The organism is Halomonas sp., assembly GCF_033549285.1.
Taxonomy (GTDB): Bacteria; Pseudomonadota; Gammaproteobacteria; order Pseudomonadales; family Halomonadaceae; genus Halomonas.
The window spans coordinates 20,201-46,981 of record NZ_JAWSUJ010000024.1; the positions used below are offsets into that span (position 1 = coordinate 20,201).

Genomic DNA, 26,781 nt, shown 5'->3' on the forward strand with positions numbered 1-26,781 from the left:
GTTGGCCCGATGATACCCGATCCGGGCGATGCCGTGCCCGGGCGTGCCCCCTGGGGCAGAGTGTCGCCCATCGGCAACGGGCGCCGACAATCGGCGGTCGATGTCGGTATATTGGGGCCTGTTGATATGACCGGTGGATCCCAGCCCGATGCTCAGACGCCTGCTTCCCCTGCTGATCCTGGCCCTCGGCGTGGCGGCCTTCCTGTGGCTGCGAGCCACCCGGCCGGAGAGTCCCAGCGTCATTCCGGAGGAGCGCAGCTGGCGGGTCGAGACCCTGGTGGCCGCGCCCGGCCGCCATGCCCCGGTCCTGCCGCTCTACGGCGAGGTGACGGCCCCCGAGATGCTCACCGTCACCGCGCCGCTGGCCGGACGGATCGCCGAGCGACCGGTGCGCGAGGGGCAGAAGGTCGCCCGCGGCGAGCTGCTGGTGGCCCTGGACGAGGCGGATGTCCGCCCCCCGCTGGCCCAGGCCGAGGCCGAGGTGGCCGATCGCCGGGCCCAGATTTCCAGCGAACGGGTGCGCCACGACAGCGACCTCACCACCCTGGAGCGCGAGCGGGAGCTGCTCGAGACCGCCCGTCGCCAGCTCGAGCGCACCCGCTCCCTGGTGGGGCGCAACCTCGCCTCCCAGTCAGACCTGGACGCGGCCCGCAACGAGCTGGCCCGGGCCCGGGTGACGGTGGCGGCCCGGGAGCGCGCCATCGCCGAGCATCCCGCCCGCCTCGAGGGCCTGGAGGCCGGCCTGGCGCGCGCCTCGGCAGCCCTGGCCGCCGCCCGTCGCGATGCCGAGCGCAGCCGCGTCGAGGCGCCCTTCGATGGCATCGTCACACGCATCCGGGTGGCCCCGGGCGACCAGGTGGCCGCCCGCGGCGAGCTGCTCAGCGTCTACCCCGAGGAGGGGCTGGAGCTGCGGGCGCGCATTCCCCAACGCCACCAGGCCGAGTTGCTCGATGCACTGGCCGGGAACGAGCGGCTCGAGGCCACCGGCGAGGGCGGCGCCCGCTTCGCGCTGGTCGGGCTGGCGGGGGAGAGCGACCCCGCGGGCACCGAGGCGATCTTCCGCCTCGAGGCCGGCGGGGCGGGGTTGCGGCCCGGCAGCCTGCTGGCCGTGTCGCTGGTGAGGCCCCCGGTGCCCGACAGCGTGGCCGTCCCCGACAGCGCCCTGTATGGCAACGATGCCCTCTACCTGATGGACGACGAGGGCCGGATGCGGCGCCTGTCGGTGACCCGTCACGGCGAGGTGCTCCGCGACGACGGGGAGCGCTGGGCGCTGGTCAGCGGCGAGGCCCTCGCTGAGGGCGACCGGGTGATCACCACCCACCTGCCCAATGCCCTCCAGGGCCTGCGGGTCGAGACCGCCGATGCCGATGACGAGGGGCGGCCATGAGCCGACGGCGCGGCCTGATCGGCTTCTTCGTCCACCACCGGGTCGCCGCCAACCTGGTCATGCTGATGATGCTGCTCGGCGGGGTGCTGGGCCTGTCGCGCATGAACATCCAGTTCTTCCCCACCTTCGCCCTGGACGTGGTCAGCGTACGCACGGTATGGAGCGGCGCCTCGGCGGAGGACATCGAGCAGGGCATCACCGTGCCCCTCGAGCAGCGCCTGCGCAGCCTCGATGGCCTCAAGCGGATGACCTCCACCTCGGCCCAGGGGATCTCCAGCATCACCCTGGAGTTCAACGAGGGCAGCGATCCGATCCTGGCCCTGGACGACGTGCGCCAGCAGGTCGACGAGTTCACCAACCTGCCGGCCGACGCCGAGGCCCCAAGGGTCGCCCGGGCCGCCCGCTACGAGCCGGTGGCCCGGCTGCTGGTGCATGGCGCGGTGAGCCACGAGGAGCTGCGTCACCTGGCGAACCGCTTCGAGGACCAGCTGCTGCAGCGGGGCATCGACCGGGTGGAGATCAGCGGCCTGCCCGAGCAGCAGATCAGCATCGAGGTGCCCGCGGAGCGGCTCCAGGGGCTGCAGCTGAGCCTCGCCCAGATCGCCGAGCGAATCGAGGGCATGTCCCGGGACCTGCCGGCGGGGCTGCTCGGCCAGCAGGACAGCACCCGCGAGCTGCGTGCCGTGGAGCAGCGCCGCGACGAGCGCGCCTTCGCCGACCTGCCGGTGCTCAGCGGCGAACGGGTGCAGCTGCGGCTGGGCGATATCGCCACCATTCGCCAGGAGTCACGCGAGCAGCAGGTGACCCTGAGCCGCGACGGCCATCCGGCGGTGGAGCTGATGCTGCAGCGAAGCGAGGACGGCAACTCCCTGGCCGCCGCCGAGGTGCTGGAGAACTGGCTGGCAGAGACCCGTCCCCAGCTGCCGCCCAGCGTGTCGCTGGAGGTCCACGACGAGACCTGGCAGCTGATCGCCGACCGTATCGGGCTGCTGATCAGCAACGGTCTGGGTGGCCTGGTGCTGGTCCTGCTGCTGCTCTACTTCTTCCTGCCCGTCCGGGTGGCGCTGTGGGTGGCCATCGGCATTCCCACGGCCTTCATGGCGGCCATGGCGGTGTTCTGGGGGATCGGCGGGTCGATCAACATGATCTCGCTGTTCGCGCTGATCATGGCCCTAGGGGTGATCGTCGACGACGCCATCGTGGTGGGCGAGGATGCCGACGCCCACTTCCGCCTGGGTGAGCCGCCCCGTCACGCCTCCGAGGGGGCGGCCAGGCGCATGTTCTGGCCGGTGTTGGCCTCGTCACTGACCACGGTGGCCGCCTTCATGCCGCTGCTGCTGGTGGGGGGCGTGATCGGCAACATCCTCGGCGACATCCCGGTGATCATGATCTGCGTGCTCATCGCCTCGCTGCTGGAGTGCTTCGTGGTGCTGCCGGCCCACCTGCGCAACGCCTTCGTGCCGGGCCGGACGCCGCGGCGCCACCCGCTGTCGCGGCCGCGCGAGCGCTTCGAGGCGGCCTTCGAGCGCTTTCGCGAGGGGCCCTTCCGGCGTTTCTCGGCGCTGACCCTGCGTCACCGCGGCGCTACCCTGGCCTCGGCCGTGGCGGTGGTGCTCTTCACCCTGGGCCTGCTGGCCGGCGGGCGCCTGGCGTTCAACTTCTTCCCCACGCCCGAGCCCAACGTGCTCTACGCCAATGCCAGCTTCGTGGCGGGCACCGACAGCGCGCGCGTCGATGGGCTGCTGGCGCGCCTGCAGGCGGCCCTGGAGGAGACCGAGCAGGCCCTGGGGGGCAGCCTGGTCCAGCACGCCGTGACCCGCCACGGGGCGACGCTCGCCAGCGGCATGCAGGCCCGCAGCGGCGACAACCTCGGTTCGATGATGGTGGAGCTTACCCCCTCGGACGACCGCGACGTGCGCAATGCCGAGTTCATCCGCGCCTGGCGCTCGCGTCTCGCCGAACCGGCGGGGCTGGAGAACCTGACCATCAGCGAGCGTGCCGCGGGCCCGCCCGGCAAGGACGTCAACATCCGCCTGACCGGCGAGGAGGCCGGTGCCCTCAAGGCTGCCGCCGAGTCGCTCTCCCGCTCGCTGCGCGAGCTGCCCGGCGTGCTCGACACCGAGGACGACATGCCCTGGGGGCGAGAACAGCTGATCTACCGGGTGAACGCCCGGGGGGAGGCCCTGGGGCTGACCACCGCCGAGCTCGGCCGGCAGCTCCGGGACGCCTTCGATGGCCGGCTGGTGCAGATCTACCAGGACGGCGCCGACGAGATCGAGGTGAGGGTGCTGCTGCCCCGGGCGCAGCGCGAGCGTCTGGCGACCCTGTCGCGGCTCAGCGTGCGCGTCCCCGACGGGCGCTTCGTGCCGCTCGACCAGGTGATGGCCCTGGACCATCGCCAGGGTCTCGAGGCGCTGCGCCATGCCGACGGTCGCCTGGCGGTGGAGGTCACCGCCGAGCTCGACACCGAGACGACCTCCGCCGAGCGCGTGCTCGAAGCCGTCTCCGCGCAGGTGCTGCCGAGCCTGGCCAGCACCCACCGCCTGCGCTACAGCTTCGAGGGGCGAGCCGCCGACCAGCGCGAGACCTTCGCCGACATGCGCACCGGGCTGATGATCGGCCTGGGGCTGATGTACGTGGTGCTGGCCTGGGTCTTCGCCTCCTGGAGCCTGCCGCTGATCGTCATGGCGATCATCCCGCTGGCGCTGGTCGGGGCCCTGCTGGGACACTGGCTGCTGGGCCTCGACCTGACCATGCTCTCGCTGTTCGGGCTCTTCGGCCTCTCGGGCATCGTGGTCAACAACGCCATCATCCTGGTGGCCTTCTACCGCCACCAGCGTCACCAGGGGCTGGCCATCGAGGCGGCGCTCAACGAGGCAGTGGTGCAGCGCGTGCGCGCCGTGCTGCTCACCTCCTTGACCACCATCGGCGGCCTTTTGCCACTGCTCTTCGAGACCTCGCTGCAGGCCCAGTTCCTGATCCCCATGGCGGTCTCCATCGCCTTCGGCCTGGCCTTCTCGACCCTGCTGGTGCTCGCCGTGATCCCGGTGCTGCTCAGCTACCTGGAGCGGCTGCGCGAGCGCCTCGGGCGCAGCGAGGACGTGCCCACCGATCAGCAGCGGGCATGAGCCTGCCGTCCGGCGCCGCCGGGGCTAGACTGTCAGCGAGGTCTTCGCTGCGTTCACCTGGAGGTGCCTGTCATGACGACCCCGCTTGCCTGTGTCCGTGAGCTCGCCTTGCGGCTGGACGACCGCGCCAGCGACCATGACGCGCTGCTGGAACGGGTCGGCGAGCGGCCCTTCGTGCTGCTCGGCGAGGCCTCCCACGGCACGGCCGAGTTCTATCGCCTGCGCGCGGCGATCAGCCGGCGGCTGATCGAGGAGAAGGGCTTCGAGGCGGTGCTGGTGGAGGCCGACTGGCCCGATGCCCTGCGCCTCGACCGCTACGTGCGTGGCGGGGGCGAGGATTCCCTGGACGAGGCCTTCGCGGACTTCCAGCGCTTTCCCCACTGGATGTGGTGCAACCATGAGGTGCGCGATTTCATCGCCTGGCTGCGCCGTCACAATGCCCGCCAGCCGCTGGCGACGAAGGTTGGCTTCCACGGTATGGACCTCTATAGCCTGCATCGCTCGGCCGAGGCGGTGATCGACTACCTGGCGCGCGTCGACCCCGAGCAGGCCGAGGTGGCCCGCCGGAGCTATGCCTGTCTCGACCATCGCGGCGACCCCTTCCACTACGGGCGCAACGTGGCCTTCGGCCTTAGCCCCTCCTGCGAGCGGGCGGCCGTGGGCCTGCAGGTCCGGCTGATGGAGCGGGCTGCCGACTACCTCGAGGCGGACGGTCGCCGGGCGGTCGACGCGCAGTTCTTCGCCGAGCAGAACGCCCGGGTGGTGGTCAATGCCGAGGCCTATTACCGGGCCATGTTCGGCGCCCGGGTCGATACCTGGAACCTGCGTGACAGCCACATGACCGAGACCCTTGCCGAACTTCACGACCACCTGCGCCGACAGGGGGGGACCGGCAAGGTGGTGGTGTGGGCCCACAACTCCCACCAGGGCGACGCTCGTGCCACCGAGATGGGCTGGCGCCAGGGACAGCACAACGTCGGCCAGCTGGCGCGACAGCGCTTTGGCGACGATCGGGTGGTGCTGGTGGGCTTCACCACCCATACCGGCCATGTCACGGCCGCCCGCGACTGGGATGGGCCCGCCGAGCACCGCTGGGTACGGCCCTCGCTTGCGGGCAGCGTCGAGCATCTCTTCCACCGGAGTGGTCTCGACCGCTTCTACCTGCCCCTATCGCCGGCGCGGGCCGAGCCCTTGAAGGAGAGCCTGCTGGAACGGGCGATCGGGGTGATCTATCGTCCCGAGACCGAGCGGCCCAGCCACTATTTCCACGCCCGCCTGGCCGAGCAGTTCGATGCGCTCTACCACCTGGACGAGACCACGGCCGTCGAGCCGCTGGCGCCGGGATCGAGCTGGCAGCGCGAGGCGATCCCCGACACCTATCCCTTCGGGGTCTGAGGGGGGGAAGTCTTCTCGGCGGGGAGCGAGGGCTTCATCGGCGGGTACTCGTCGGCGGTGAGCGTCTCGCGCTCGAGCAGCAGGGCGGCGCCGGCCTCCAGGTCCTGGCGACGGGCGGCGAGGGTCTCACGGGCCAGGGCGTAGGCCTCGTCCACCAGCTGGCGCACCGCGAGGTCGATCTCCCGGGCGGTGGCCTCGGAGTAGTCATGCTGCTGGCTGGTGCCGTAGACGTCGCCCAGGAAGGCCTGGCGGTCCTTCTCGTAGACCACCTGGCCGGCCTCGTCCGCCATGCCGAAACGGGTCGCCATGTCACGGGCGATCTCGGTGACCTTGGCCAGGTCGTCGGCGGCGCCGGTGGAGATCTCGTCGAAGATCAGCCGTTCGGCGGCACGGCCGCCCATCAGCACGGCCATGCGGTATTTCAGGTCGCTGACGGTCTGCAGGAAGCGGTCCTCGGTGGGCCGCTGGATGGTGTAGCCCAGCGCGCCGACGCCGCGGGGGATGATCGAGACCTTGTGCACCGGGTCCATGCCCGGCAGGGAGGCGGCCACCAGGGCGTGGCCCATCTCGTGATGGGCCACCACGGACCGCTCGTGGTCGTTGAGCAGGCGGCTCTTCTTCTCCAGGCCGGCGACGATGCGCTCGATGGCGTTGGTGAAGTCCTCCATGGCCACCTCCTCGCTGTCCCGGCGGGTCGCCAGCAGGGCGGCCTCGTTGACCAGGTTGGCAAGGTCTGCCCCGGTGAAGCCGGGGGTCAGCGAGGCGATATGGTCCAGGTCCACGTCGGCGGCCAGCGAGCGGATCCGGCCGATATGCACCTCGAGTATCTGCCGGCGGCCCTTGCGCTCGGGACGGTCGACCAGCACCTGGCGGTCGAAGCGGCCGGCGCGCAGCAGGGCGGGGTCGAGGATCTCCGGCCGGTTGGTGGCGGCGAGCAGCACGATGCCCGTGGAGGGGTCGAAGCCGTCGAGCTCGGAGAGCAGCTGGTTGAGCGTCTGCTCCTTCTCGTCCTGGCCGCTCATGCCGCCCGGCCCCCGGGCACGGCCCAGGGCGTCCAGTTCGTCGATGAAGATGATGCAGGGCTTGGCCTTGCCGGCCTGCTCGAAGAGGTCGCGGACCCGCGCGGCGCCGACGCCGACGAACATCTCGACGAACTCCGAGCCGGAGATGGAGAAGAAGGGTACCCCGGCTTCCCCCGCCACGGCCCGGGCCAGCAGCGTCTTGCCGGTGCCCGGCGGGCCGACCAGCAGGATGCCCTTGGGGATATGGGCGCCGAGCCGGCCGTAGCGCTCGGGGTCACGCAGGAAGGCCACCACCTCCTGGAGCTCGTTCTTGGCCTCGTCGACCCCGGCGACATCCTCGAAGGTGACCTTGGTGGAGGTCTCCACGTAGACCTTGGCCTTGGACTTGCCGATGGACATCATGCCGCCGATCCCGCCGCCGCCGGTCATCCGGCGGATCAGCAGCGACCAGATCGCGAACAGCAGTACCAGCGGCAGGAACCAGGAGAGCAGGACGGTGAGGAAGGGACTCGCCGGGCGGCCGTTGAAGGTGACGTCGTGCTGTGCCAGCTGGTCGGCCAGGTCGGGCGGGACGCGGTTGGTGGTGAAGGCGGTGCGCCCGTCGGGCAGGGGGGCGGTGAAGGTGCCGGTGAGGCGGTCGTCGCCGACCTGCACCTCGGCGATCTGTCCCTCCTCCAGCAGCCGGGTGAATTCCGAGTAGGGAATGGGCTCGGTGGTCTGCCAGTCGCGATAGACGCTCTGGAAGGTCAGGAAGAGCATCACGGCGATGATCAGATAGGTCACGTTGAAGCGGTGATTGGGTTCCATGCCGGGTCCTTTTCCCGTGGCCGCGGAGGAGATCGCGATGCCCGATGATGGCCATCAGTGTAGGCCAGGCTCGGCGGGCGGGACGGCCCCGAGGCATGCCGGCCCTTGAAGTCCCGCCTGGACCGCCGCATCTAGGAGGGAGTCGCATCGACACCCTGACACGAGAAGGAGATCTTATGAGCACCCCGACACTGCCCAATCCCGGCCTCGGGACCTTTCGCCTCCAGGGCGACACCCTCAAGCGGGTGATCCACGATGCCCTGGCGCTCGGGTTTCGCCACATCGACACCGCCCAGATGTACGACAACGAGCAGGACGTGGGCGCGGCCATCGCCGAGAGCGAGGTGCCCCGGGAGGAACTCTTCCTCACCACCAAGGTGTGGCACGACCGCCTCGAGCCCGAATCCCTGAAGGCGAGCGTCCGGGAGAGCCTGGAGAGGCTCGGCACCGACTACGTCGACCTGCTGCTGATCCACTGGCCCTCGCCGGACGATGCCGTGCCCATGGCCGACACCCTGACGGCCCTGCGCGAGGTGCAGCAGGCCGGCCAGGCACGCCACATCGGGGTCTCCAACTTCACCATCGCCCAGCTCGACCGGGCCCTGGAGATCCTCGGCCCGCAGGCGCTGCTGACCAATCAGGTCGAGGTGCACCCCTTCCTGCAGAACCGCGCGGTAGTCGAGCACTGCCAGGCACGCGGCCTGACGGTGACCGGCTACATGCCGCTGGCCGTGGGCAAGGTACTGGAGGACGACACCCTGAAGGGCATCGCCGAGGCCCATGGCGTCACGCCGGCCCAGGTGGCCCTGGCCTGGACCCGGTCGCGTGGCGTGGTGTCCATCCCGTCGTCCACCCGTCGCGAGCACCTGGGGGGCAACCTGGCGGCGCTCGACCTTACCCTGGACGAGGACGAACTCGAGGCCATCGCCGGCCTGGATCGCGGCGAGCGCATCGCCGACCCGGACTTCGCCCCGGCCTGGGACTGATCCCGGCCCTTCGAGAGGAGACGACATGGCTTCCATCGTACTGGTCACCGGCGCCAATCGCGGCGTCGGACTGGCGCTGGCGCGCCACTACCACCAGGCAGGCTGGCGGGTGATCGGTGTCTGCCGCCACGCCTCCCCCGAGCTCACGGAGGTGGCCGATCGGGTCATCGACGGTATCGACGTCACCCGGGAGGGGGATGTCGCCCGGCTCGCCGAGGCGCTCGCCGACCAGCCGCTGGACCTGCTGATCAACAATGCCGGCATGCTTCACGACGAGTCGCTGGGGGCGCTCGATTTCGACGCCATCCGCGCCCAGATGGAGGTCAATGCCTATGCCCCGCTGCGGGTGACCGAGGCGCTGCTGCCGTGCCTGGGCGAGGGCGCCAAGGTCGCCAACATCACCAGTCGCATGGGCTCCATCGCCGACAACGACTCCGGCGGCCGCTATGGCTACCGCGCCTCCAAGGCGGCGCTGAACGCCTTCGGCAAGTCGCTGGCGGTGGACCTGGCCCCGCGGGGCATCGCCGTTGCCCAGCTGCATCCAGGCTACGTGCAGACGCGGATGGTCAACTTCGGCGGCCTGATCACCCCGGAGCAGGCCGCCGCGGGCATCGCCGAGCGCATCGCGGCCCTTACACTGGCGACCAGCGGCGGCTTCTGGCACAGCAACGGCGAGTCACTGCCCTGGTAGACGACACTCACGACCAGGATCGGAGGATTTCGAGGACCGGTCGTCGTTTTCGCGGCTCGACCGGGGCTTTTTCTCCCTGGGCTGCCAGGGTCGGCTAGACTGCGGTGATGGACACCTTATGCAGGCGTTGCCGGCGGGCGGGCTGGCTGCTTTGCACCATTCTGCTGGCCGTTCCCCTTCCTGTATCGTCGGCGCCTGCCCTCCCGGACGCCAGGCAACCGTTTTCCCTTGAGCCTCAGGTCAGGGAGCTGAGTGCCTGGCTGGCCGCGCGGACGGACTACCGGGAACCGCCGATACCGGGAATCCTGTTCGAGAGTCAGTCCCGGCTTCAGCAGCGTTGCTTTCCCGACTTTCCGGAGCAACGGGGGACCCTGGTCAAGGGGGCCTATGACCCTGCCGAGAAGATCATCTATCTCGATACCGAATTCGAGAGTGACGATCTCGTCGACAGGAGTTATCTGCTTCATGAGCTGGTCCACCATTTCCAGGTCCACAATGCAGAGGATATCGGCTTCAGGACCCGTGGCATCCTCGAGGGGGAAGCCTACCGGCTGCAGCTACGCTGGCTCAGGGAAGCGGGGGTCTCGGACCCCCTGGTGACGCTGGGGATCGATGAAAGGACCCTGCTCATCATCGATCGTTGTCCCCGATAGGGGCGAGCACTGAGCCGTGCCTGCGGGTGGTGCGGGGTGCAGAGCCACCGGCTGTCGCGGTATCATGGTCGCCTATTCGAGATCCCATTCGAGTCCTGACCAGGCACTGCATTGATGTCAAACCCCACCCTGGCCCGTGAAGTCGGGCTTCGACGCACCTTTGCGATCATCTCGCACCCCGACGCAGGCAAGACCACCATCACCGAGAAGATGCTGCTGTTCGGCAACGCCATCCAGATGGCCGGTTCGGTGAAGAGCAAGCGCAACGACCGCCACGCCACCTCCGACTGGATGAAGATGGAGCAGGAGCGCGGCATCTCGGTGACCACCTCGGTGATGCAGTTCCCCTACGGCGGGCGCATCGTCAACCTGCTCGACACGCCCGGCCACGAGGACTTCTCCGAGGATACCTACCGCACCCTGACCGCGGTGGACTCGGCGCTGATGGTGATCGACGGCGCCAAGGGCGTCGAGGCGCGGACCATCAAGCTGATGGAGGTGTGTCGCCTGCGCACCACGCCGATCCTCACCTTCATCAACAAGATGGACCGCGATGTCCGCGATCCCGTCGAGGTGATGGACGAGGTCGAGGAGGTGCTGAACATCCAGTGTGCCCCCATGACCTGGCCGATCGGCATGGGCCGCCACTTCAAGGGCGTCTATCACCTCCACAACGACGTGATTCACCTCTACACACAGGGGCAGGGCAGCCAGATCCCCGACGACCGGCGCATCGAAGGGCTCGACAATCCCGAGGTGGATTCGGTGCTCGGCGAGGAGCAGGCCGAGGAGCTGCGCATGGAGGTGGAACTGGTGCGTGGCGCTTCCCATGAGTTCGACCACGGGGCCTACCTGCGGGGCGAGCTGTCGCCGGTCTACTTCGGGACCGCCATGGGCAACTTCGGGGTGCGCGAGATGCTCGACGGCTTCGTCGAGTACGCCCCGCCGCCCCAGCCGCGGGAGACCGATACCCGCACGGTGGAGGCCGATGACGAGCGCTTCACCGGCTTCGTCTTCAAGATCCAGGCCAACATGGACCCCAACCACCGGGATCGCATCGCCTTCCTGCGGGTCTGCTCGGGCAAGTACGAGAAGAACATGAAGATGCGCCACGTGCGCATCGGCAAGGACGTCAAGATTGCCGATGCCCTGACCTTCATGGCCTCGGACCGCTCCCAGGTGGAGGAGGCCTGGCCCGGCGACATCATCGGCCTGCACAACCACGGCACCATCCAGATCGGCGACACCTTCACCCAGGGCGAGGACATGCGTTTCACCGGCATCCCGCACTTCGCCCCGGAGCTCTTCAAGCGCGTGCGCCTCAAGGACCCGCTGAAGATGAAGGCGCTGCAGAAGGGCCTGCAGCAGCTCTCCGAGGAGGGTGCCACCCAGGTGTTCATGCCGCTAGACAACAACGACCTGATACTGGGCGCCGTGGGCACCCTGCAGTTCGACGTGGTCGCCCACCGCCTCAAGGAGGAGTACAAGGTCGATTGTGTCTATGAAGGGGTGAACGTCAACACCGCCCGCTGGATCTACAGCGACGACGCCAAGAAGCTCGAGGAGTTCAAGCGCAAGGCGAGCACCAACCTGGCCATCGACGGCGGCGGCTACCTGACCTACATCGCCCCGACGCGCGTGAACCTGCAGATGACCCAGGAGCGCTGGCCGGAGATTCGCTTCCAGCCCACCCGGGAGCATTGAAGCTTTGGCTGCATGTCGCCGGATCGCTCGTGGCTGATCCGGCGGCGGGCTCTTCGAGGAGGCGCTGTGAACCCCTCCCTGGGCGCTACCGATGCCATCCCTGGCATAGGACCTCCTCTTCGGCCCGCCCCCGTCGCCCCTCGCTTCGAGCGCTCAGCAAGGCTGGTGTTTTTTCCTTGCTCCTTGCTCCTTGCTCCTTGTAGCTTGTCTCCATGCTCATCGACGCCCACTGCCATCTGGACTTCCCCGACTTCGATACCGACCGCGAGGCGGTGATCGAGCGGGCCAGGGCGATGGGCGTGGCGCATTTCGTGGTGCCGGGCACCACCCGGACCCGCTGGCCCAAAGTGCTGGCGCTGGGGGAGCGGGACGACGTCAGCGTCTGCCTGGGGCTCCATCCGTACTTCATGGACGAGCATTGCGAGGGGGACCTGGCGGCGCTGGAGGCGGCGCTGGACGAGCATCCGCAGGTGCTGGCAGTGGGCGAGTGCGGCATCGATGCCCGCTTCGCCGATACCCTGGACGACCAGTGGCGGCTGTTCGATGCCCAGCTTTGCCTGGCCAAGGTGAGGGCGCTGCCGGTGGTGATCCACTGCGTGCGGGCCAACGACCAGGTGGCCAAGCGCCTGCGTCAGCTGGCGCTCCCCGCCGGCGGGCTGATCCACGCCTTCGCCGGGTCTCCGGAGCAGGCCAGCAAGTTCCTCGACCTGGGGTTTCTCGTCGGCCTGGGCGGCGCGGTGACCTTCGAGCGGGCGAAACGCCTGCAGCGGGCGGTGGAGAGCCTGCCCGACGATGGCTATGTGCTCGAGACCGACAGCCCCGACATGCCGCTGGCGGGCCACCGAGGCGAGCGCAACGAGCCGGCACGGGTGGCGGAGGTCTGCCGGGTGGTGGCCAGGCTGCGAGGTCAGGACGTGGACAGGGTGGCGACGGACTGCACCGCCACTGCCCGCCGCCTGTTCAGCTGCTGACTATGTCCCTTCCGCCAGGCTCTCCGGGTCCAGGCGCTCGACGGGGTAGGGCAGCTTGAGCAGCTTGAGCTTCTGGCCGGCGCAGCGCAGCGGCAGGGCGGGCTCCCGGGTACTCATCACCGCCAGCACCTCGGCCTCGCCATAGGCGTCCAGTTCGGCACAGAGCACCTCGCCGAGGCGCCGGTCGTCGGCGTCCTCGATGGCGCTGCCGGGCTCCGGCAGCAGGCCGCCGTCGAGCTGGGCACGCACCAGCCGCTTCTTGACCTGGCCGCGGAAGTGCGCCCGGGCGACCACCTCCTGGCCGGTATAGCACCCCTTCTTGAAGCTGATGCCGCCGAGAGCCTCCCAGTTGAGCATCTGTGGCAGGTAGGTGTCGCGCTGGTCGGTCTCGAGCCAGGCCAGGCCCGACTGGATGTCATGCAGGCGCCACACCGCGTTGTCGACCGGCGTGGCGTGCGCCTTCAGCCAGTTCCAGGCCTCCTCGGCCCCATCGGCCGGCAGGCAGGCCAGCAGGCGTGGCCGCGGTCCGGGATGCGCCAGCAGCTGGTGCTGCTCATCCCCGGCCTGGTGCCAGGGTCGGGGCGGCAGGAGGTCGAAGCGCACCTCGGCCAGTGCCGCGGCCTCGTGGCCGATCAGCCCCAGCAGGGCCAGGTCGTCGCGTTCGTGCAGTTCGACCTTGTAGAAGGGGGCGAACTTCTTCAGGTGCTCGGCCAGCGAGCCCACCAGGCTGGCGTGCATCACCAGTCGGTAGTGGACCGGGGCGACGCGCAGCAGCTGCGCATTGGCCAGCATCCGCCCCTTGGGCGTGCAGAAGCAGGTCAGCGGGGCGAGGTCGCCGTCGGCCAGCGAGAGCTGGGCGCTGGTCTGGCCCTGCAGGAAGGTCTCGGCATCGGGGCCCTCGACGTCCAGCACCCCGAGGTGGGCGAGGGGCGTCATCACGGTGCTGTCCAGGGCCAGCCGCGGCCCATCGGGGGTCTCGAAGGTCACCCGATATTCGGCCTCCTGCCGACCGCCGGTGGCAGCGATCCAATCCATCATCTCCGGGCTCCTCTGGGTTCGGCGTCAGGCTTGGTCATGTTCACTAGGTGCGGGCGGGGAGGCGGCATTGCAAGGCGCTGCCTGGCGCTCCGGTGGCATGCTAGACTCGGGCCTTCCCGCTCATTCATGCCGCGTCAGGAGCCGCCCATGGCCCATCAGTCATTGAACTTCCAGGGCGTCGAGAACGCCGACCAGGTCAATCGCATCACCACCGCCCTGATGATGCTGGACGGCGTCGACAGTGTCGAGGTCGGCCGCCACGGAGCCGAGGTGGAGGGGCGCGTCAGGCGCGAGGCGCTTATCGAGGCGGTGCAATCTCTCAATCTGGGTATCGAGGTCAAGTGATGAAGAAGACCATTGAAGTCGTCAGTGAGCGCAACCATATCTATCGCCAGCGGGTCGAGCTTGACGGTTTCGACGACCTCTTCGTCGACGTGGACGAGGCCTATGGCGGCGAGGGGAGTGCCCCGGACCCCCATGACTACTTCGACCTCTCGCTCGGTGCCTGCAAGGCGATCACCTCGCAGATGTATGCCCGGCGCAAGAAGTGGCCGCTGACGGGCGTCAGCGTGACGGTCAACCGGGACGACAGCGAGGAGCGCCACGGGACCTACCGGCTCGACGTGGCGATGACCTTCCATGGCATCGAGGACCCCGAGCAGCGGGCTCGCCTGGAGGAGATCAGCCACAAGTGCCCGATCCACCGGTTGATGACCACGTCCACCGTGGAGGTGACCACCCGCACCGTCGATAGCACCGCCGAGGCCTGATCCCGGGCCAGAGCATGTCTTACCCCGGGCGCCGCCCAGGCGCCCGCCCCGTCCCTGGAGCCGCCATGAGCAAGCCCTTCCGTCTGCAGTCCAAGTTCCAGCCCGCCGGCGACCAGCCCACCGCCATCCGGGAACTGGTCAGCGGGCTGGAGTCGGGGCTGGCGCACCAGACGCTGCTCGGGGTGACCGGCTCCGGCAAGACCTTCACCATGGCCAACGTGGTCGAGCGCCTGCAGCGCCCCACCATCGTCATGGCGCCCAACAAGACCCTGGCGGCGCAGCTCTACGGCGAGTTCAAGGCGTTCTTTCCCGACAACGCCGTGGAGTACTTCGTCTCCTACTACGACTACTACCAGCCCGAGGCCTACGTGCCCTCGTCAGACACCTTCATCGAGAAGGATGCCTCGATCAACGACCATATCGAGCAGATGCGCCTCTCGGCCACCAAGGCGCTGCTGGAGCGTCGCGACGCCATCATCGTGGTCTCGGTGTCGGCGATCTATGGCCTGGGGGATCCCGACCAGTACCTGAAGATGCGCCTGCACTTCACCCGCGGCGAGCTGATCGACCAGCGCAAGTTCCTGCGTCGCCTGGCGGAGCTGCAGTACACGCGCAACGACATGGACTTCAGGCGTGGCACCTACCGGGTGCGCGGCGATGTCATCGACATCTTCCCGGCCGACGCCGAGGACGAGGCGGTCCGCGTCGAGCTCTTCGATGACGAGATCGACACCATCAGCCTCTTCGACCCGCTCACCGGCGAGGTGCGGGGCCGGGTGCCGCGCATGACCATCTACCCCAAGTCACACTACGTCACGCCCCGGGAGACCATCCTCGGCGCCATCGACGCGATCAAGGCGGAGCTGGTGGAGCGGCTGGACTGGCTGCGCAAGCACGACAGGCTGGTCGAGGCCCAGCGCCTGGAGCAGCGCACCCTATACGATATCGAGATGATGCTCGAGCTCGGCTACTGCAACGGCATCGAGAACTACTCGCGCTACCTCTCCGGGCGCAACCCCGGCGAGCCGCCACCGACCTTCTTCGACTACCTGCCCAGTGATGCCCTGCTGTTCATCGACGAGAGCCACGTCAGCGTTCCCCAGGTGGGCGGCATGTACAAGGGCGACCGCTCGCGCAAGGAGACGCTGGTGGAGTACGGCTTCCGGCTGCCCTCGGCGCTCGACAACCGGCCGATGAAGTTCGAGGAGTGGGAGCGCATCTGTCCGCAGACCATCTTCGTCTCGGCCACGCCCGGGCCCTACGAGGCCGAGCATGCCGGCCAGGTGGTGGAACAGGTGGTGCGCCCCACCGGCCTGCTGGACCCCGAGATCGAGGTGCGCCCGGCCTCCACCCAGGTGGACGACCTGCTCTCGGAGATCCGCCTGCGCAGCGAGGTGGGTGAGCGGGTGCTGGTCACCACCCTCACCAAGCGCATGGCCGAGGACCTCACCGAGTACCTGGATGAGCACGACGTGCGGGTGCGCTACCTGCACTCGGACATCGACACCGTGGAGCGGGTGGAGATCATCCGTGACCTGCGCCTGGGCAAGTTCGACGTCCTGGTGGGGATCAACCTGCTGCGCGAGGGGCTCGACATTCCCGAGGTCTCCCTGGTGGCGATCCTCGATGCCGACAAGGAGGGCTTCCTGCGCAACGAGCGCTCGCTGATCCAGACCATGGGCCGGGCGGCACGCAACGCCCACGGCAAGGCGATCCTCTACGGCGACCGGATCACCGACTCCATGCGCCGCGCCATGGACGAGACCCAGCGCCGTCGCGACAAGCAGATCGCCCATAATGCGGCCCACGGCATCACGCCGACCACGGTGACGCGCTCGGTGGCCGACATCATGGAGGCCGCCCAGACGCCCGGGAAGAAGAAGGGGCGCAAGGGCGAACGCAAGGTGGCCGAGCGCGAGGCCCTCTACGACCCCGCGGAGCTGTCGCCAAGCGAGCTGATCAAGGAGATCTCGCGAACCGAGGACGGGATGCACGAGGCGGCGCAGAACCTGGAGTTCGAGGAGGCCGCCCGGCTGCGCGACCGTCTGCATGAGCTCAAGGAGCGCCAGCTGCTCCTGGGTTCCGCCTGACGGGCGCCCGCCATGCCCGAAGGCCCCGAGATCCGTCGTGCCGCCGACTGCGTGCATCGCCAGCTCGCCGGCCGGCGGCTCGACGACGCCTGGTTCGCGTTCCCTGAGCTGGCCGGCCAGGCCGCCTCGCTGGTGGGGCGGCGGGTCACCGCGGTCGACAGCTGGGGCAAGGCGCTGCTGATACGCTTCGACGACGGTCGCGTGCTCTACTCCCACAACCAGCTCTACGGGGTCTGGAAGCTTCACGCCGCCGACCGCGAGCCGGACACCAACCGTTCGTTGCGTGTCCGCCTGGTGACGCAGGGCAGGGCGGCGAGCCTCTACAGCGCCTCGGACGTCTCGCTGTGGGACGAGGGGAGAATCGGCGACCACCCCTTCCTGTCGCGGCTCGGCCCCGACCTGCTGACCCACGGCGTGACGGTGGGGCAGGCCAGGGCGCGGCTTCTCGAGCCGCGCTTCCGGCGGCGAGGGCTGGGCGGGCTGCTGCTCGACCAGTCGCTGTTCGCCGGTATCGGCAACTACCTGCGTGCCGAGATCCTGTTCTTCGCCGGACTGCACTTCAAGGTTCGGGCGGGGGATCTGGAAGAGGGCGCCCTGACGCGCCTGGCGGCGTGCATCCTTGCAGTGACACGCCAGGCCTACGAGCAGGCCGGGGTGACCAATCGTGCCGACTGGGCCGCTGCCGACCGTACCCTGGGAGCCACCCGGCGGCGCTGGCGCTTCGCCGTGTTCGAGCGCGAGGGCCTGCCGTGCCACGCCTGCGGCACGGCCATCGAGCGGGTGAGGGTGGCCTCCCGACGGCTCTATCTCTGTCCCTGCTGCCAGCCCGCTGGTTGATCATCGGGATAAACTTTATACCGTTATCTACCTTGTAGTTCACTTACATCAGCTCAGACCTTCGGCCACAGCAATGTCGACAGCCGGGAGGGTGGGGTATAATGCCTGCCGTTCAAGCCCGCCGCAGCGACCCCGCATCGCCTTGACGCGGGCATGCCGATAACGCCAAGGAGTCCCTTGCCCATGACCGTGATTCGCCAGGACGACCTGATCCAGAGCGTCGCCGATGCCCTTCAGTACATCTCCTACTACCACCCCAAGGACTTCATCGACGCCATGGCGGCGGCCTACGAGCGCGAGGAGAACCCGGCGGCCAAGGACGCCATCGCCCAGATCCTGATCAACTCGCGGATGTGCGCCTTCGGCAAGCGGCCGATCTGCCAGGACACCGGCATCGTCACGGTCTTCGTGCATGTGGGCATGAATGTGCGCTTCGAGGCCGACATGAGCCTCGACGACATGATCAACGAGGGCGTGCGGCGCGCCTACCAGCTGCCCGACAACGTGCTGCGCGCCTCGGTGCTGGCCGACCCGGACGGCGCCCGCAAGAACACCGGCGACAACACCCCGGCGGTCATCCACCACAAGCTGGTGCCCGGCGACACCGTCGAGGTGCATGTGGCGGCCAAGGGGGGCGGCAGCGAGGCGAAGTCGAAGTTCGCCATGCTCAACCCCTCCGACAATGTGGTCGACTGGGTGATGGAGCAGCTGCCCAAGATGGGGGCCGGCTGGTGCCCGCCGGGCATGCTCGGCATCGGCATCGGCGGCACTGCCGAGAAGGCCATGGAGATCGCCAAGGAAGCGCTGCTCGACCCCATCGACATCCAGGATCTCCAGGCCCGCGGCCCGGCCAATCGTGCCGAGGAGCTGCGCCTGGAGCTGTTCGACAAGGTCAACCGGAGCGGCATCGGCGCCCAGGGCCTCGGTGGCCTGACCACGGTGCTCGATATCAAGGTCAAGGAGTTCCCGACCCACGCCGCCAACAAGCCGGTGGCGATCATTCCCAACTGCGCCGCCACCCGCCACGCCCATTTCACCCTCGACGGCTCAGGTCCCGCGGCACTGCCGGCACCGAAGCTCGAGGACTGGCCGGAGATCACCCGCGAGGCCGGCGACAACGTCAAGCGCGTCGACCTCGACAGCGTGACCCCCGACGAGGTACGGACCTGGCAGCCCGGCGATACCCTGCTGCTCAACGGCAAGCTGCTCACCGGTCGCGATGCCGCCCACAAGCGCATGGTCGACATGATCGCCAAGGGCGAGCCGTTGCCCGTGGACCTGAAGGGGCGCTTCATCTACTACGTGGGACCGGTGGATCCGGTGCGTGACGAGGTCGTCGGTCCGGCCGGCCCGACCACGGCGACGCGCATGGACAAGTTCACCCGCACCATGCTCGAGGAGACCGGCCTGCTGGGCATGGTCGGCAAGGCCGAGCGGGGCGAGGCGGCCATCGAGGCGATCCGCGACAACCGGGCGGTCTACCTGATGGCGGTGGGCGGCTCCGCCTATCTGGTTGCCCAGGCAATCAAGAAGGCCCGCGTGGTCGGCTTCGAGGACCTGGGCATGGAAGCCATCTACGAGTTCGAGGTGGAGGACATGCCGGTGACCGTGGCCGTGGACAGCCAGGGCACCTCGGTGCACCAGACCGGCCCCGCCAAGTGGAAGGAGATCATCGCCGAGCGCGCCTGATCGTCCCGTGCTGACGACGGCCCCGCCATCTGGTGGGGCCGTCGTCGTTGGGGGTATGCTGCAAGTCACTGCTTTCCGGACGGCGCTGTCGTCCTCCCACGGAACGGGGATCCGACCATGACTTCCTGGCTGATCGGCCTGGCGATCTTCCTGACCTACCTGCTGGGCTTCGTCTCGGCGGTGCTGGCCCTGATGTCGAGCCGTACCTCCCAGGGCGCCATTGCCTGGATCATCTCGCTGATCACCATGCCCTACGTGGCGGTTCCGGCCTACTGGATCTTCGGCCGGCCGCGCTTCTACGGCTATGTCTCGGCCCGTGGCGAGCGCGACACCGTGCTGCGCCGCCTGCTGGAACGCTACCGCGACCGCTTCGACCCTTACCTGCCCGAACCCGGCGATGCGGACATCCGCGCCGTGGAACAACTGGCGATGATGCCGCTGACCCGCGGCAATCGGGCGGCGCTGCTGATCGACGGCGAGGCCACCTTCGACAGCCTCTTCGCCGGGATCGAGGCGGCCGAGGAGTACGTCCTCATCCAGTTCTTCATCGTCCGCGACGATTCCCTGGGCATCGAGCTCAAGCATCGCCTGCAGCGGGCCGCCGAGCGGGATGTGCGCATCTACTTCCTGTATGACGAGATCGGCAGCCGCGGCCTCGGCGATCGCTTCCTCCGCGACCTCGCCGAGGCCGGGGTAGAGGTCAGCGCCTTCCGTTCCTCCCGCGGTTTCAAGCATCGCTTCCAGCTCAACTTCCGCAACCACCGCAAGGTGCTGGTGGTCGATGGCCGGGAAGGGTGGCTGGGGGGCTTCAACGTCGGCACCGAATACCTCGGACAGCACCCCCGCCACGGCCACTGGCGCGACACCCACCTCAAGCTGACCGGCCCCAGCGTGCTGGGCCTGCAGGAGGCCTTCTGGGAGGATTGGCACTGGGCCACCGGCGAGATGATCTCCCTGACCTGGACGCCCCGGCCGAGCGAGGAAGCCAACCAGAACGTGGTGATCGTGCCCTCCGGGCCGGCGGATCATCAGGAGACGGCGAGCCTGCTGGTGCAGCACGCGATCCACAGTGCCCACGAGCGTTTCTGGGTCACCAGCCCCTACTTCGTGCCCGACCAGGGGGTGCAGGATGCCCTGCGACTGGCGGCGATGCGCGGGGTGGACATACGCATCATGATGCCCGAACGCCCCGACCACCTGCTGGTCTTCCTCTCGGCCTTCTCCTTCCTGCCCGACATGCTGCGGGCAGGGGTCAAGGTCTACCGCTACCAGCCGGGTTTCCTGCACCAGAAGGTGATGCTGATCGACGATGCCGCCGCCAGTGTCGGTACGGTCAACCTGGACAACCGCTCCTTCCGCCTCAACTTCGAGATCACCGCCGTGGTGCCCGACCGGCAGTTCGCCGCCGAGGTGCGCCTGATGCTCGAGCACGACTTCACCGACTGCCGCCGCGTCTCCCTCGAGGAGCTGACCCGTCGCCCCCTGTGGCGCAAGCTGCTGTCCCGGGCGGCCTACCTGCTCTCGCCGATCCAGTGAGGTGCCTTGGGTCCCGGCCGCCGCTGGGGTACATTAGCGGGCTTCGAAGGCTCCCTGGCGGGAGTCGTCCACGCAGACATCCTGGGGAGTCCTGGTGAACCTCGAGACCAAGTGGCTGGAAGACTTCGTCGCCCTGGCCAGCACGCGCAGCTTTTCCGCCTCGGCCCGTCAGCGGCATGTCACCCAGCCGGCCTTCAGCCGCCGCATCCGCTCCCTGGAGCAGGCGGTCGGCGTGACCCTGGTCGACCGGTCGACCACCCCGGTGGACCTGACCCCCGAGGGGCAGCTGTTCCTGGTCACCGCCCGCAATATCGTCGAGCAGCTCAACGAGAGCCTCGGCCACCTGCGTGGCCTGGCCATGGCCAACGAGGCGCTGGATATCGTCGCCGCCCATTCCCTGGCGCTGAGCTTCTACCCTCAGTGGATCTCCCGGCTGCAGCAGGGCCTCGGTGAGCTGCCGACCCGCCTGGTGGCCATGAACGTGGGCGATGCCATCCATGTGCTGCGCGAGGGCAACTGCGACCTGATGCTCGCCTACTACGACCCCTACGCCAGCATGCAGCTCGATGCCGAGGTCTTTCCCTCCTTCTCCATCGGCCAGGTCAAGATGCTGCCGGTCTGCCTGCCCGACGAGCAGGGCCGGCCACGCTTCCCGCTGGAGGGCCAGGAGTCGATTCCCTATCTGGCCTACACCCAGGGCGCCTTCCTGGGGCGCAGCGTACGCATGCTGCTCAAGAACGACCCCCTGCGAATGCGCCTGAGAACCGTCTACGAGACGGCGATGGCCGAGGGACTCAAGGGCATGGTGATGCAGGGCATGGGCATGGCCTGGATACCCGACTTCTGCATCCGCCAGGAGCTCAAGGAAGGGCGCCTGGTGCGCGCCGGGGGCGAGCAGTGGGACGTGCCGCTGGAGATCCGCCTCTACCGCTGTTCGCTGGTGCACAAGCCTGGGGTCGAGAAGCTGTGGCGGCAGATGATGAAGTTGCCTCGCGACTTCCTCCAGGCCTGAAAAGGTGCGATTTCCTGCTGCGCTCGATAGCCTGGCCCCCGGCGGATCGTCGCTATCCTCATGTAGGCCACTACACGCCGGTAGCTCCTCTCCGGCGGTGACCGGTCTCTCTTCGCTCGCGACGGAAATCACATCCTTTTCCTGAGCTAGGGGCCGCCGAAGTCGGCCGGCAGGCCCAGGAAGTCCTGGATGATGAAGAAGTGGTCCTCGAACAGCCCCTCGGGGTCGAGGTCGGCGAGGGGGACCCAGCGTGCATGGTCGCCGCCCCGGACCGGCTTGAGCTGGGGCAGCTGCTGCTCGGGACGCAGGGCAAAGTAGAAGGCCTCAGCCAGGGTGCGTCCCCGCCAGCTGCGGTGGGGTTCGTCGAACAGCCGCTGGCCGCGCAACGAGCCCTTGAGCACGGCCTCGGGCACCTTGAGGCGGACCCGTTCGCGCAGCTCCCTCAGGCAGGCGTCCATCAGCCGCTCATGGGGGCTGATGAAGCCGCCGGGCAGGGCGAAGAGCCCCTTGCCGGGCGCGGCCGTGCGCCTGACCAGCAGCACATGGCCGGACTGCACCACCACGGCATTCACGGTGACGAAGATCGGCGGGTAGGGGGCCTGGGACCAGGCCTGGCGGTATTGGTCCAGCAGGTGCTGCTCCTCGACCAGCTGGCCGTAGGGCGCCTCCTCCAGGAAGTCGCGTATCCGCGCCACCACCCCGGGGGGCAGGTCGTGGGCGGCATGGGTGCTCAGGTAGTCCTCCGCCGAGGCGGCGGAGCGGAACAGCCGCTCGCGGATGCGGCTGGCCGAGATGCCCTCCACCAGGGGTACGCTGACCGATTCCCACTGCGGGAACAGGGCGAGGTAGTAGCTGGACTGCCCCCGACTGGCGCCGATCAGGCCGATGCGCGGCAGCCGGGCGTGCTCGGGGCTGGCGATGTCGCGCACCTTGCGCTGGACGTCGCGCACCCAGACGTCGTTGTTGTAGAGGGCGTCGAGCAGCGGCACGACCTCCAGCCGGGCATTCTCCTCCTCCTCGAAGGCGCTGCGCAGCATGCGCAGCCGCTCCTCGTAGCGCCAGGGGTTGCGCAGCGAGCGGGCCTGCCAGGCGGAACCCACCAGCACGATGACCTGGCGCGCGTGGCGCAGCGCCTCGCGGATCACCGCCAGGTGCCCCAGATGGGGAGGCTGGAAACGGCCGATGAACACCAGACAATCGAAGTCGGCAGGGCTGTCGGCGTCCGGTGGTGCGGTCATGGGCGCTCCTGGGAAGAGGGGGCGGGATGGCGGAGCCCATTATGGTCAGGCCCGACGGCCGCTGCAATTGGGCCGGCCTCGGCGGGCCGGCTACATTCGGGTATGCTGAAAGAAACGACAGGGACGCGGGGAACGGCATGATCAAGGCGAGCATGACGACCATCAGGGAAGCGGGGCTGTTCTGGTGGCGGGTGGTGCGGAGTGCTGCCAAGCTCTGGCTGGAGCGCAATGCCTTCAGCTATGCCGGCTCGCTGGCCTTCTATACCCTTTTCTCCCTGGCGCCCACGATGATCATCGCCGTCACGGTGATCGGCGTGGTGCTCGGCGAGGAGGCCGCCCATGGGCAGATCGTCGCCCAGCTGCAGGGCACCATGGGTCATGGTGCCGCCGCCGCCATCGAGCAGGCCGTGGCCCAGTCGCGCATCGAGGAGTCCGGCCTGCTGCCGACGCTGCTCGGGGTGGGAGCCCTGCTGGTCGGTGCCACCACCGTCTTCGCCCAGATGCAGTTCTCGCTGAATACCCTCTGGGGCGTGACGGCCAGGCCCAGCAGCAACAGTGCCCTCAAGTTCCTCAAGAATCGCCTGCTGTCGCTGACCGTGGTGCTCTCCATCGGCTTCATCCTGCTGGTGTCGCTGGTGCTCGGGGTGGTGATACGGGCCATGCTGCAGGCGGCCGACGACCTGCTGCCCTTCGTCGGGCTGCTGACCACCGGCGCCGAGTTCCTGGTCTCGCTCATGGTGATCGCCGCGCTCTTCGCCACCATCTTCAAGGTATTGCCGGACGTGGTGCTGCGCTGGCAGGACGTGCTGGTGGGCGCGGTGGTCACCGCCGTGCTGTTCGCGTTCGGCCGTTGGGGCATCGCCATCTACCTGGCCTATACGGCCACGGCCTCCACCTACGGCGCCGCCGGGTCGGTGGTGATGATCCTGCTGTGGGTCTACTATTCGTCCCTCATCCTCCTGTTCGGCGCCGCCTTCACCAAGTGCCACCTGATGGCCCTGGGCAAGCCGGTGGTGCCGCGCAATTCCGCGGTGCTGGTGCGCCACGAGCTGCTGGAGGAGTGAGCGACACTGCCTGGGCGCCATGAAGCGAAGGCCGGCGATGGCCGGCCTTCGGGTGATAACACCAGGCACGAGAGTCTGCCTCAGCCGGCTGGACGGAAACGCTCCCGGGCCAGGTCGTCGGCCACGGTGGCGGGACTCAGGCCCTCGCGATCGGCGCGGACGAAGATCTCCTCCAGGGTGGCACCGATCCCCTCGATATGCGCCATGACGGCCTCGCGGCGGTAGTCATCGCGACGTTGCCAGGCGATCTCGATCACCCCGCCCGCGTTGGCCACGTAGTCCGGGGTATAGAGGATGCCGCGGGCCATCAGCCGCTCGGCGATCGCCGGGGAGGCCAGCTGGTTGTTGGCGGCCCCACAGACCACCCTGGCCTTCAGCCGGTCGACCACCTCTTCCGAGAGGGCGGCCCCCAGGGCGCAGGGCGCGAAGACGTAGACCTCGGCATCGGCGATCGCGGCCGGTGCCACGGCCTCGGCACCGAGTTCCTCGGCGAGGTGGGCCAGGGCCGCGGCGTCGACGTCGGTCAGCACCAGCCGGGCGCCGGCGGCATGGAGGTGGCGTGCCAGGTGGGCGCCGACATTGCCGACCCCCTGCACCGCCACGCGCACGCCGGCGAGGTCGTCGCACCCCAGCCCATGGCGGACGGCGCTCTTCAGCGCGCAGTACACCCCCCAGGCCGTGAAGGGCGAGGGGTCGCCCGAGGCTTCGCCGTGGCGGGGCAGGCCGCCGACGTGTTCGGTGGCCTCGGCGATGCGCCGCATGTCGGCCTCGCTGCTGCCCGAGTCCTCGGCAGTGATGTAGGCGCCGCCCAGGCCATCGACCAGCCGGCCCATGGCGCGCAGCAGCTCGGGCGTCTTGTCACGGCGCGGGTCGGCGATGATCACCGCCTTGCCGCCGCCCAGCGGCAGGTCGGCCAGCGCCGACTTGTAGGTCATGCCGCGGGAGAGGCGCAGCACGTCGGTGAGTGCCTCGGCGTCGCTTTCATAGGGGAAGATGCGCAGGCCGCCCAGGGCCGGGCCGCGAGTGGTATCGTGGATGGCGATGATGGCGCGCAGGCCGCTCGCCTCGTCGCTGCCGAAGACGATCTGCTGATGGTGGTCGAACTCGGGGTGGTCGAAGACCGGCATGGTGGAACTCCCTCGTGAGGATGATCATTGTGATTGTGTCGGCCCGGGTAGGGCGATCCTCGGCCGCGGAGGGCTTGTGGCCGTATGGCGTCCGGGGATAGTGACAAGACTAGGGCATCGGCCCCGGGACGGGAAGGCCCGGGGGCTGGTCCCCTGCCTGGCGCGGCTGGTAGAAAGGGGCACGTTATCGATCGCGACGACAGAGGAGATGGCCATGGACAAGTGCTGCGCCAGAGCGCTGGTGACGGGCAAGGTGCAGGGGGTCTGGTATCGCCGCGCGACCCAGGAGCAGGCCCTCAGGGCCGGGATCACCGGCCACGCGATCAACCTGCCGGACGGGCGGGTCGAGGTGCTGATGTGCGGCGAGTGCGAGGCGGTCAAGCGGCTCGCCGAGTGGCTGTGGAAGGGCCCCGACGGTGCCCGCGTCACCCATGTGGAGTTCGAGGTGATCGAGACCCACGCGCCGGACGAGTTCCACGTCGGCTAGCCAGAGGGCGGGACCGGCAGGGCCCGGAGCGCGTGCCCTGCCGGCGCCTTTCGGTCGTCAGGCCAGGGTATCGGCGATCCAGTCGCTGACGGCCTCGCCGTCGACGCCCAGGCAGACCTCCACCAGCGGGGTGCGGGACCAGCGCGCCTCGATGAAGCCGCGCCCCTCGGGGGCGAAGATCGTCTGACCCTCGGCATCCCCGGACGTCGCCACGGTCAGGTGGCCGCGGCTGGTGGTGAAGAGCTCCGGGCACAGCAGCCAGGCCAGGGCGCAGCTGTCGTGGGGGCAGCAGCCATCGATGCCCAGGAACTCTCGGTAGAAGTCCCGGTAGAAGCCGTAGCTGCCCGCCAGCACCTTGCCGAGGGCGCCCTGGCCGGCCTCGATTCGCGCCATGTGCTCGCCGGTGAGCACGCAGCGGTGGGTGACGTCCAGTCCCACCAGGGTCAGCGGCCAGCCGGCGGTGAGGACCCGCGCGGCGGCGTCCGGGTCGTTGAACATGTTGGCCTCGGCCGCCGGGGTGACGTTGCCGCCCTCGCGGATCGAGCCGCCCATGATCACCACCCGCTTGACCTTCTCGATGATCGTCGGGTCGAGCTGCAGGGCCGCGGCCAGGTTGCCCACCGGTCCCACCGCCACCAGGGTGACCTCGCCGGGCCGGGCATTCAGGGTGTCGACGATGAACTGCGCGGCGCTGCGCGGGTCGGCCTGTCCCCTGACCGGCGGCAGCTCGATGTCGCCCAGGCCGTTGGCGCCATGGATGTGGGCGGGCGGCGGATGGCGCGCCTTGACCAGCGGTGCCGCGGCGCCCTGGGCCACGGGAACCTCTCGCCCGGCGAGTTCGGCGAGCAGCAGGGCATTGTGGGTGGCGGTCTCCACGTCCACGTTGCCGTAGGTGGTGGTCAACCCCAGCAGGTCGAGCTCGGGATGGCGCAGGGCGATGGCGATGGCCTGGGCGTCGTCGACGCCCGGGTCGGTGTCGAAGATGATCGGATGGCTCACGGTGCCTCCTCGTCGTGGCGGTGGGGCGCAGGCAGGCCGTCGCGCAGGGCGCGCTCGACTGCCGTCGCCTCGGGAATGCTCTCGGCGGCGCCGGCGACCTGGACGCCCAGGGCGGCGGCGGTGGCGGCGCGCGTCAGGCAGTCGGTCACC

General features: G+C 69.0%; 22 protein-coding genes. 17 read left to right on the top strand and 5 right to left on the bottom strand.

From position 1 onward, the window contains the following. Window positions 1-148 precede the first annotated feature (148 nt). From SCI24_RS07480 to SCI24_RS07490, 3 genes are all read left to right on the top strand, one after another. Window positions 149-1,387: an efflux RND transporter periplasmic adaptor subunit gene (locus SCI24_RS07480; RefSeq protein ID WP_318724795.1), complete on the top strand. Its 1,239-nt coding sequence runs from the start codon at window positions 149-151 to the stop codon at window positions 1,385-1,387. Continuing rightward, the gene (locus tag SCI24_RS07485) at window positions 1,384-4,515 is read left to right on the top strand and encodes an efflux RND transporter permease subunit (RefSeq protein ID WP_318724796.1); all 3,132 of its coding nucleotides are present in this window, start codon (window positions 1,384-1,386) and stop codon (window positions 4,513-4,515) included. The genes SCI24_RS07480 and SCI24_RS07485 overlap by 4 nt, the downstream gene beginning before the upstream one ends. 72 nt (window positions 4,516-4,587) lie before the next feature. After that, the gene (locus tag SCI24_RS07490; RefSeq protein ID WP_318724797.1) at window positions 4,588-5,910 is read left to right on the top strand and encodes an erythromycin esterase family protein; all 1,323 of its coding nucleotides are present in this window, start codon (window positions 4,588-4,590) and stop codon (window positions 5,908-5,910) included. Here the strand turns inward: SCI24_RS07490 and ftsH are convergent. Beyond that, window positions 5,892-7,739, bottom strand: a complete 1,848-nt coding sequence (gene ftsH, locus SCI24_RS07495) for an ATP-dependent zinc metalloprotease FtsH (RefSeq protein ID WP_318724798.1) — start codon at window positions 7,737-7,739, stop codon at window positions 5,892-5,894. The genes SCI24_RS07490 and ftsH overlap by 19 nt on opposite strands. A gap of 176 nt (window positions 7,740-7,915) precedes the next feature. On the opposite strand from ftsH, the gene dkgB reads away from it, so the two are divergent. The 5 genes from dkgB (at window position 7,916) to SCI24_RS07520 (ending at window position 12,744) form a co-directional block, all read left to right on the top strand. After that, entirely contained in the window at window positions 7,916-8,725 is an 810-nt protein-coding gene (gene dkgB, locus SCI24_RS07500) for a 2,5-didehydrogluconate reductase DkgB (protein WP_318724799.1), read from the top strand. 25 nt (window positions 8,726-8,750) lie between these two features. Further along, window positions 8,751-9,416 carry an SDR family oxidoreductase gene (locus SCI24_RS07505; RefSeq protein ID WP_318724800.1) on the top strand — a complete coding sequence of 222 codons (666 nt, stop codon included), beginning with the start codon at window positions 8,751-8,753 and terminating at the stop codon, window positions 9,414-9,416. Window positions 9,417-9,523: 107 nt separating this feature from the next. Continuing rightward, window positions 9,524-10,069: a DUF6647 family protein gene (locus SCI24_RS07510; protein WP_318724801.1), complete on the top strand. Its 546-nt coding sequence runs from the start codon at window positions 9,524-9,526 to the stop codon at window positions 10,067-10,069. Between the two features lie 114 nt (window positions 10,070-10,183). Then, window positions 10,184-11,773: a peptide chain release factor 3 gene (locus tag SCI24_RS07515; RefSeq protein ID WP_318724802.1), complete on the top strand. Its 1,590-nt coding sequence runs from the start codon at window positions 10,184-10,186 to the stop codon at window positions 11,771-11,773. A 212-nt stretch (window positions 11,774-11,985) separates the two neighbouring features. Beyond that, entirely contained in the window at window positions 11,986-12,744 is a 759-nt protein-coding gene (locus tag SCI24_RS07520) for a TatD family hydrolase (RefSeq protein WP_318724803.1), read from the top strand. Here the strand turns inward: SCI24_RS07520 and SCI24_RS07525 are convergent, their stop codons facing one another. Further along, window positions 12,745-13,782: a folate-binding protein gene (locus SCI24_RS07525; protein WP_318724804.1), complete on the bottom strand. Its 1,038-nt coding sequence runs from the start codon at window positions 13,780-13,782 to the stop codon at window positions 12,745-12,747. Between the two features lie 147 nt (window positions 13,783-13,929). Between SCI24_RS07525 and SCI24_RS07530 the strand changes: the two genes are divergently transcribed. The 7 genes from SCI24_RS07530 to SCI24_RS07560 all read left to right on the top strand — a co-directional run bounded on the left by SCI24_RS07530 (window position 13,930) and on the right by SCI24_RS07560 (window position 21,716). Further along, on the top strand, window positions 13,930-14,127 hold the full coding sequence (locus tag SCI24_RS07530; protein WP_318724805.1) for a hypothetical protein: 198 nt from the start codon (window positions 13,930-13,932) through the stop codon (window positions 14,125-14,127). Next, complete coding sequence (locus tag SCI24_RS07535; protein ID WP_318724806.1) at window positions 14,127-14,552, top strand: OsmC family protein; 426 nt, start codon at window positions 14,127-14,129, stop codon at window positions 14,550-14,552. Before SCI24_RS07530 ends, SCI24_RS07535 begins: the two co-directional genes overlap by 1 nt. Window positions 14,553-14,617: 65 nt before the next feature. Next, window positions 14,618-16,642: an excinuclease ABC subunit UvrB gene (gene uvrB, locus SCI24_RS07540; protein WP_318724807.1), complete on the top strand. Its 2,025-nt coding sequence runs from the start codon at window positions 14,618-14,620 to the stop codon at window positions 16,640-16,642. Between the two features lie 12 nt (window positions 16,643-16,654). After that, the gene (gene nei / locus SCI24_RS07545) at window positions 16,655-17,479 is read left to right on the top strand and encodes an endonuclease VIII (RefSeq protein WP_318724808.1); all 825 of its coding nucleotides are present in this window, start codon (window positions 16,655-16,657) and stop codon (window positions 17,477-17,479) included. 183 nt (window positions 17,480-17,662) lie between these two features. Beyond that, window positions 17,663-19,168 (top strand): fumarate hydratase, encoded by a 1,506-nt coding sequence (locus SCI24_RS07550; RefSeq protein WP_318724809.1) that lies wholly within the window; start codon window positions 17,663-17,665, stop codon window positions 19,166-19,168. A 117-nt stretch (window positions 19,169-19,285) separates the two neighbouring features. Then, a complete protein-coding gene (gene cls / locus SCI24_RS07555) occupies window positions 19,286-20,704 on the top strand; it encodes a cardiolipin synthase (RefSeq protein WP_318724810.1) in 1,419 nt (472 codons plus the stop codon). A 94-nt stretch (window positions 20,705-20,798) separates the two neighbouring features. Beyond that, entirely contained in the window at window positions 20,799-21,716 is a 918-nt protein-coding gene (locus SCI24_RS07560; protein WP_106230924.1) for a LysR substrate-binding domain-containing protein, read from the top strand. A gap of 146 nt (window positions 21,717-21,862) precedes the next feature. Here SCI24_RS07560 and SCI24_RS07565 read toward each other — a convergent pair whose 3' ends face one another. Beyond that, a complete protein-coding gene (locus SCI24_RS07565; protein ID WP_318724811.1) occupies window positions 21,863-22,954 on the bottom strand; it encodes a bifunctional nicotinamide-nucleotide adenylyltransferase/Nudix hydroxylase in 1,092 nt (363 codons plus the stop codon). A gap of 152 nt (window positions 22,955-23,106) precedes the next feature. On the opposite strand from SCI24_RS07565, the gene SCI24_RS07570 reads away from it, so the two are divergent. Then, on the top strand, window positions 23,107-24,018 hold the full coding sequence (locus SCI24_RS07570) for a YihY/virulence factor BrkB family protein (RefSeq protein ID WP_318724812.1): 912 nt from the start codon (window positions 23,107-23,109) through the stop codon (window positions 24,016-24,018). An 80-nt stretch (window positions 24,019-24,098) separates the two neighbouring features. On the opposite strand, the gene SCI24_RS07575 is transcribed toward SCI24_RS07570, so the two are convergent. Further along, entirely contained in the window at window positions 24,099-25,145 is a 1,047-nt protein-coding gene (locus SCI24_RS07575) for a Glu/Leu/Phe/Val family dehydrogenase (RefSeq protein WP_318724813.1), read from the bottom strand. A gap of 214 nt (window positions 25,146-25,359) precedes the next feature. Here SCI24_RS07575 and SCI24_RS07580 point away from each other — a divergent pair, with 214 nt between their 5' ends. Next, window positions 25,360-25,632, top strand: a complete 273-nt coding sequence (locus SCI24_RS07580) for an acylphosphatase (RefSeq protein ID WP_318724814.1) — start codon at window positions 25,360-25,362, stop codon at window positions 25,630-25,632. Between the two features lie 57 nt (window positions 25,633-25,689). Here SCI24_RS07580 and SCI24_RS07585 read toward each other — a convergent pair whose 3' ends face one another. Next, the gene (locus SCI24_RS07585; RefSeq protein ID WP_318724815.1) at window positions 25,690-26,631 is read right to left on the bottom strand and encodes a nucleoside hydrolase; all 942 of its coding nucleotides are present in this window, start codon (window positions 26,629-26,631) and stop codon (window positions 25,690-25,692) included. Between the last annotated feature and the right edge of the window lie 150 nt (window positions 26,632-26,781).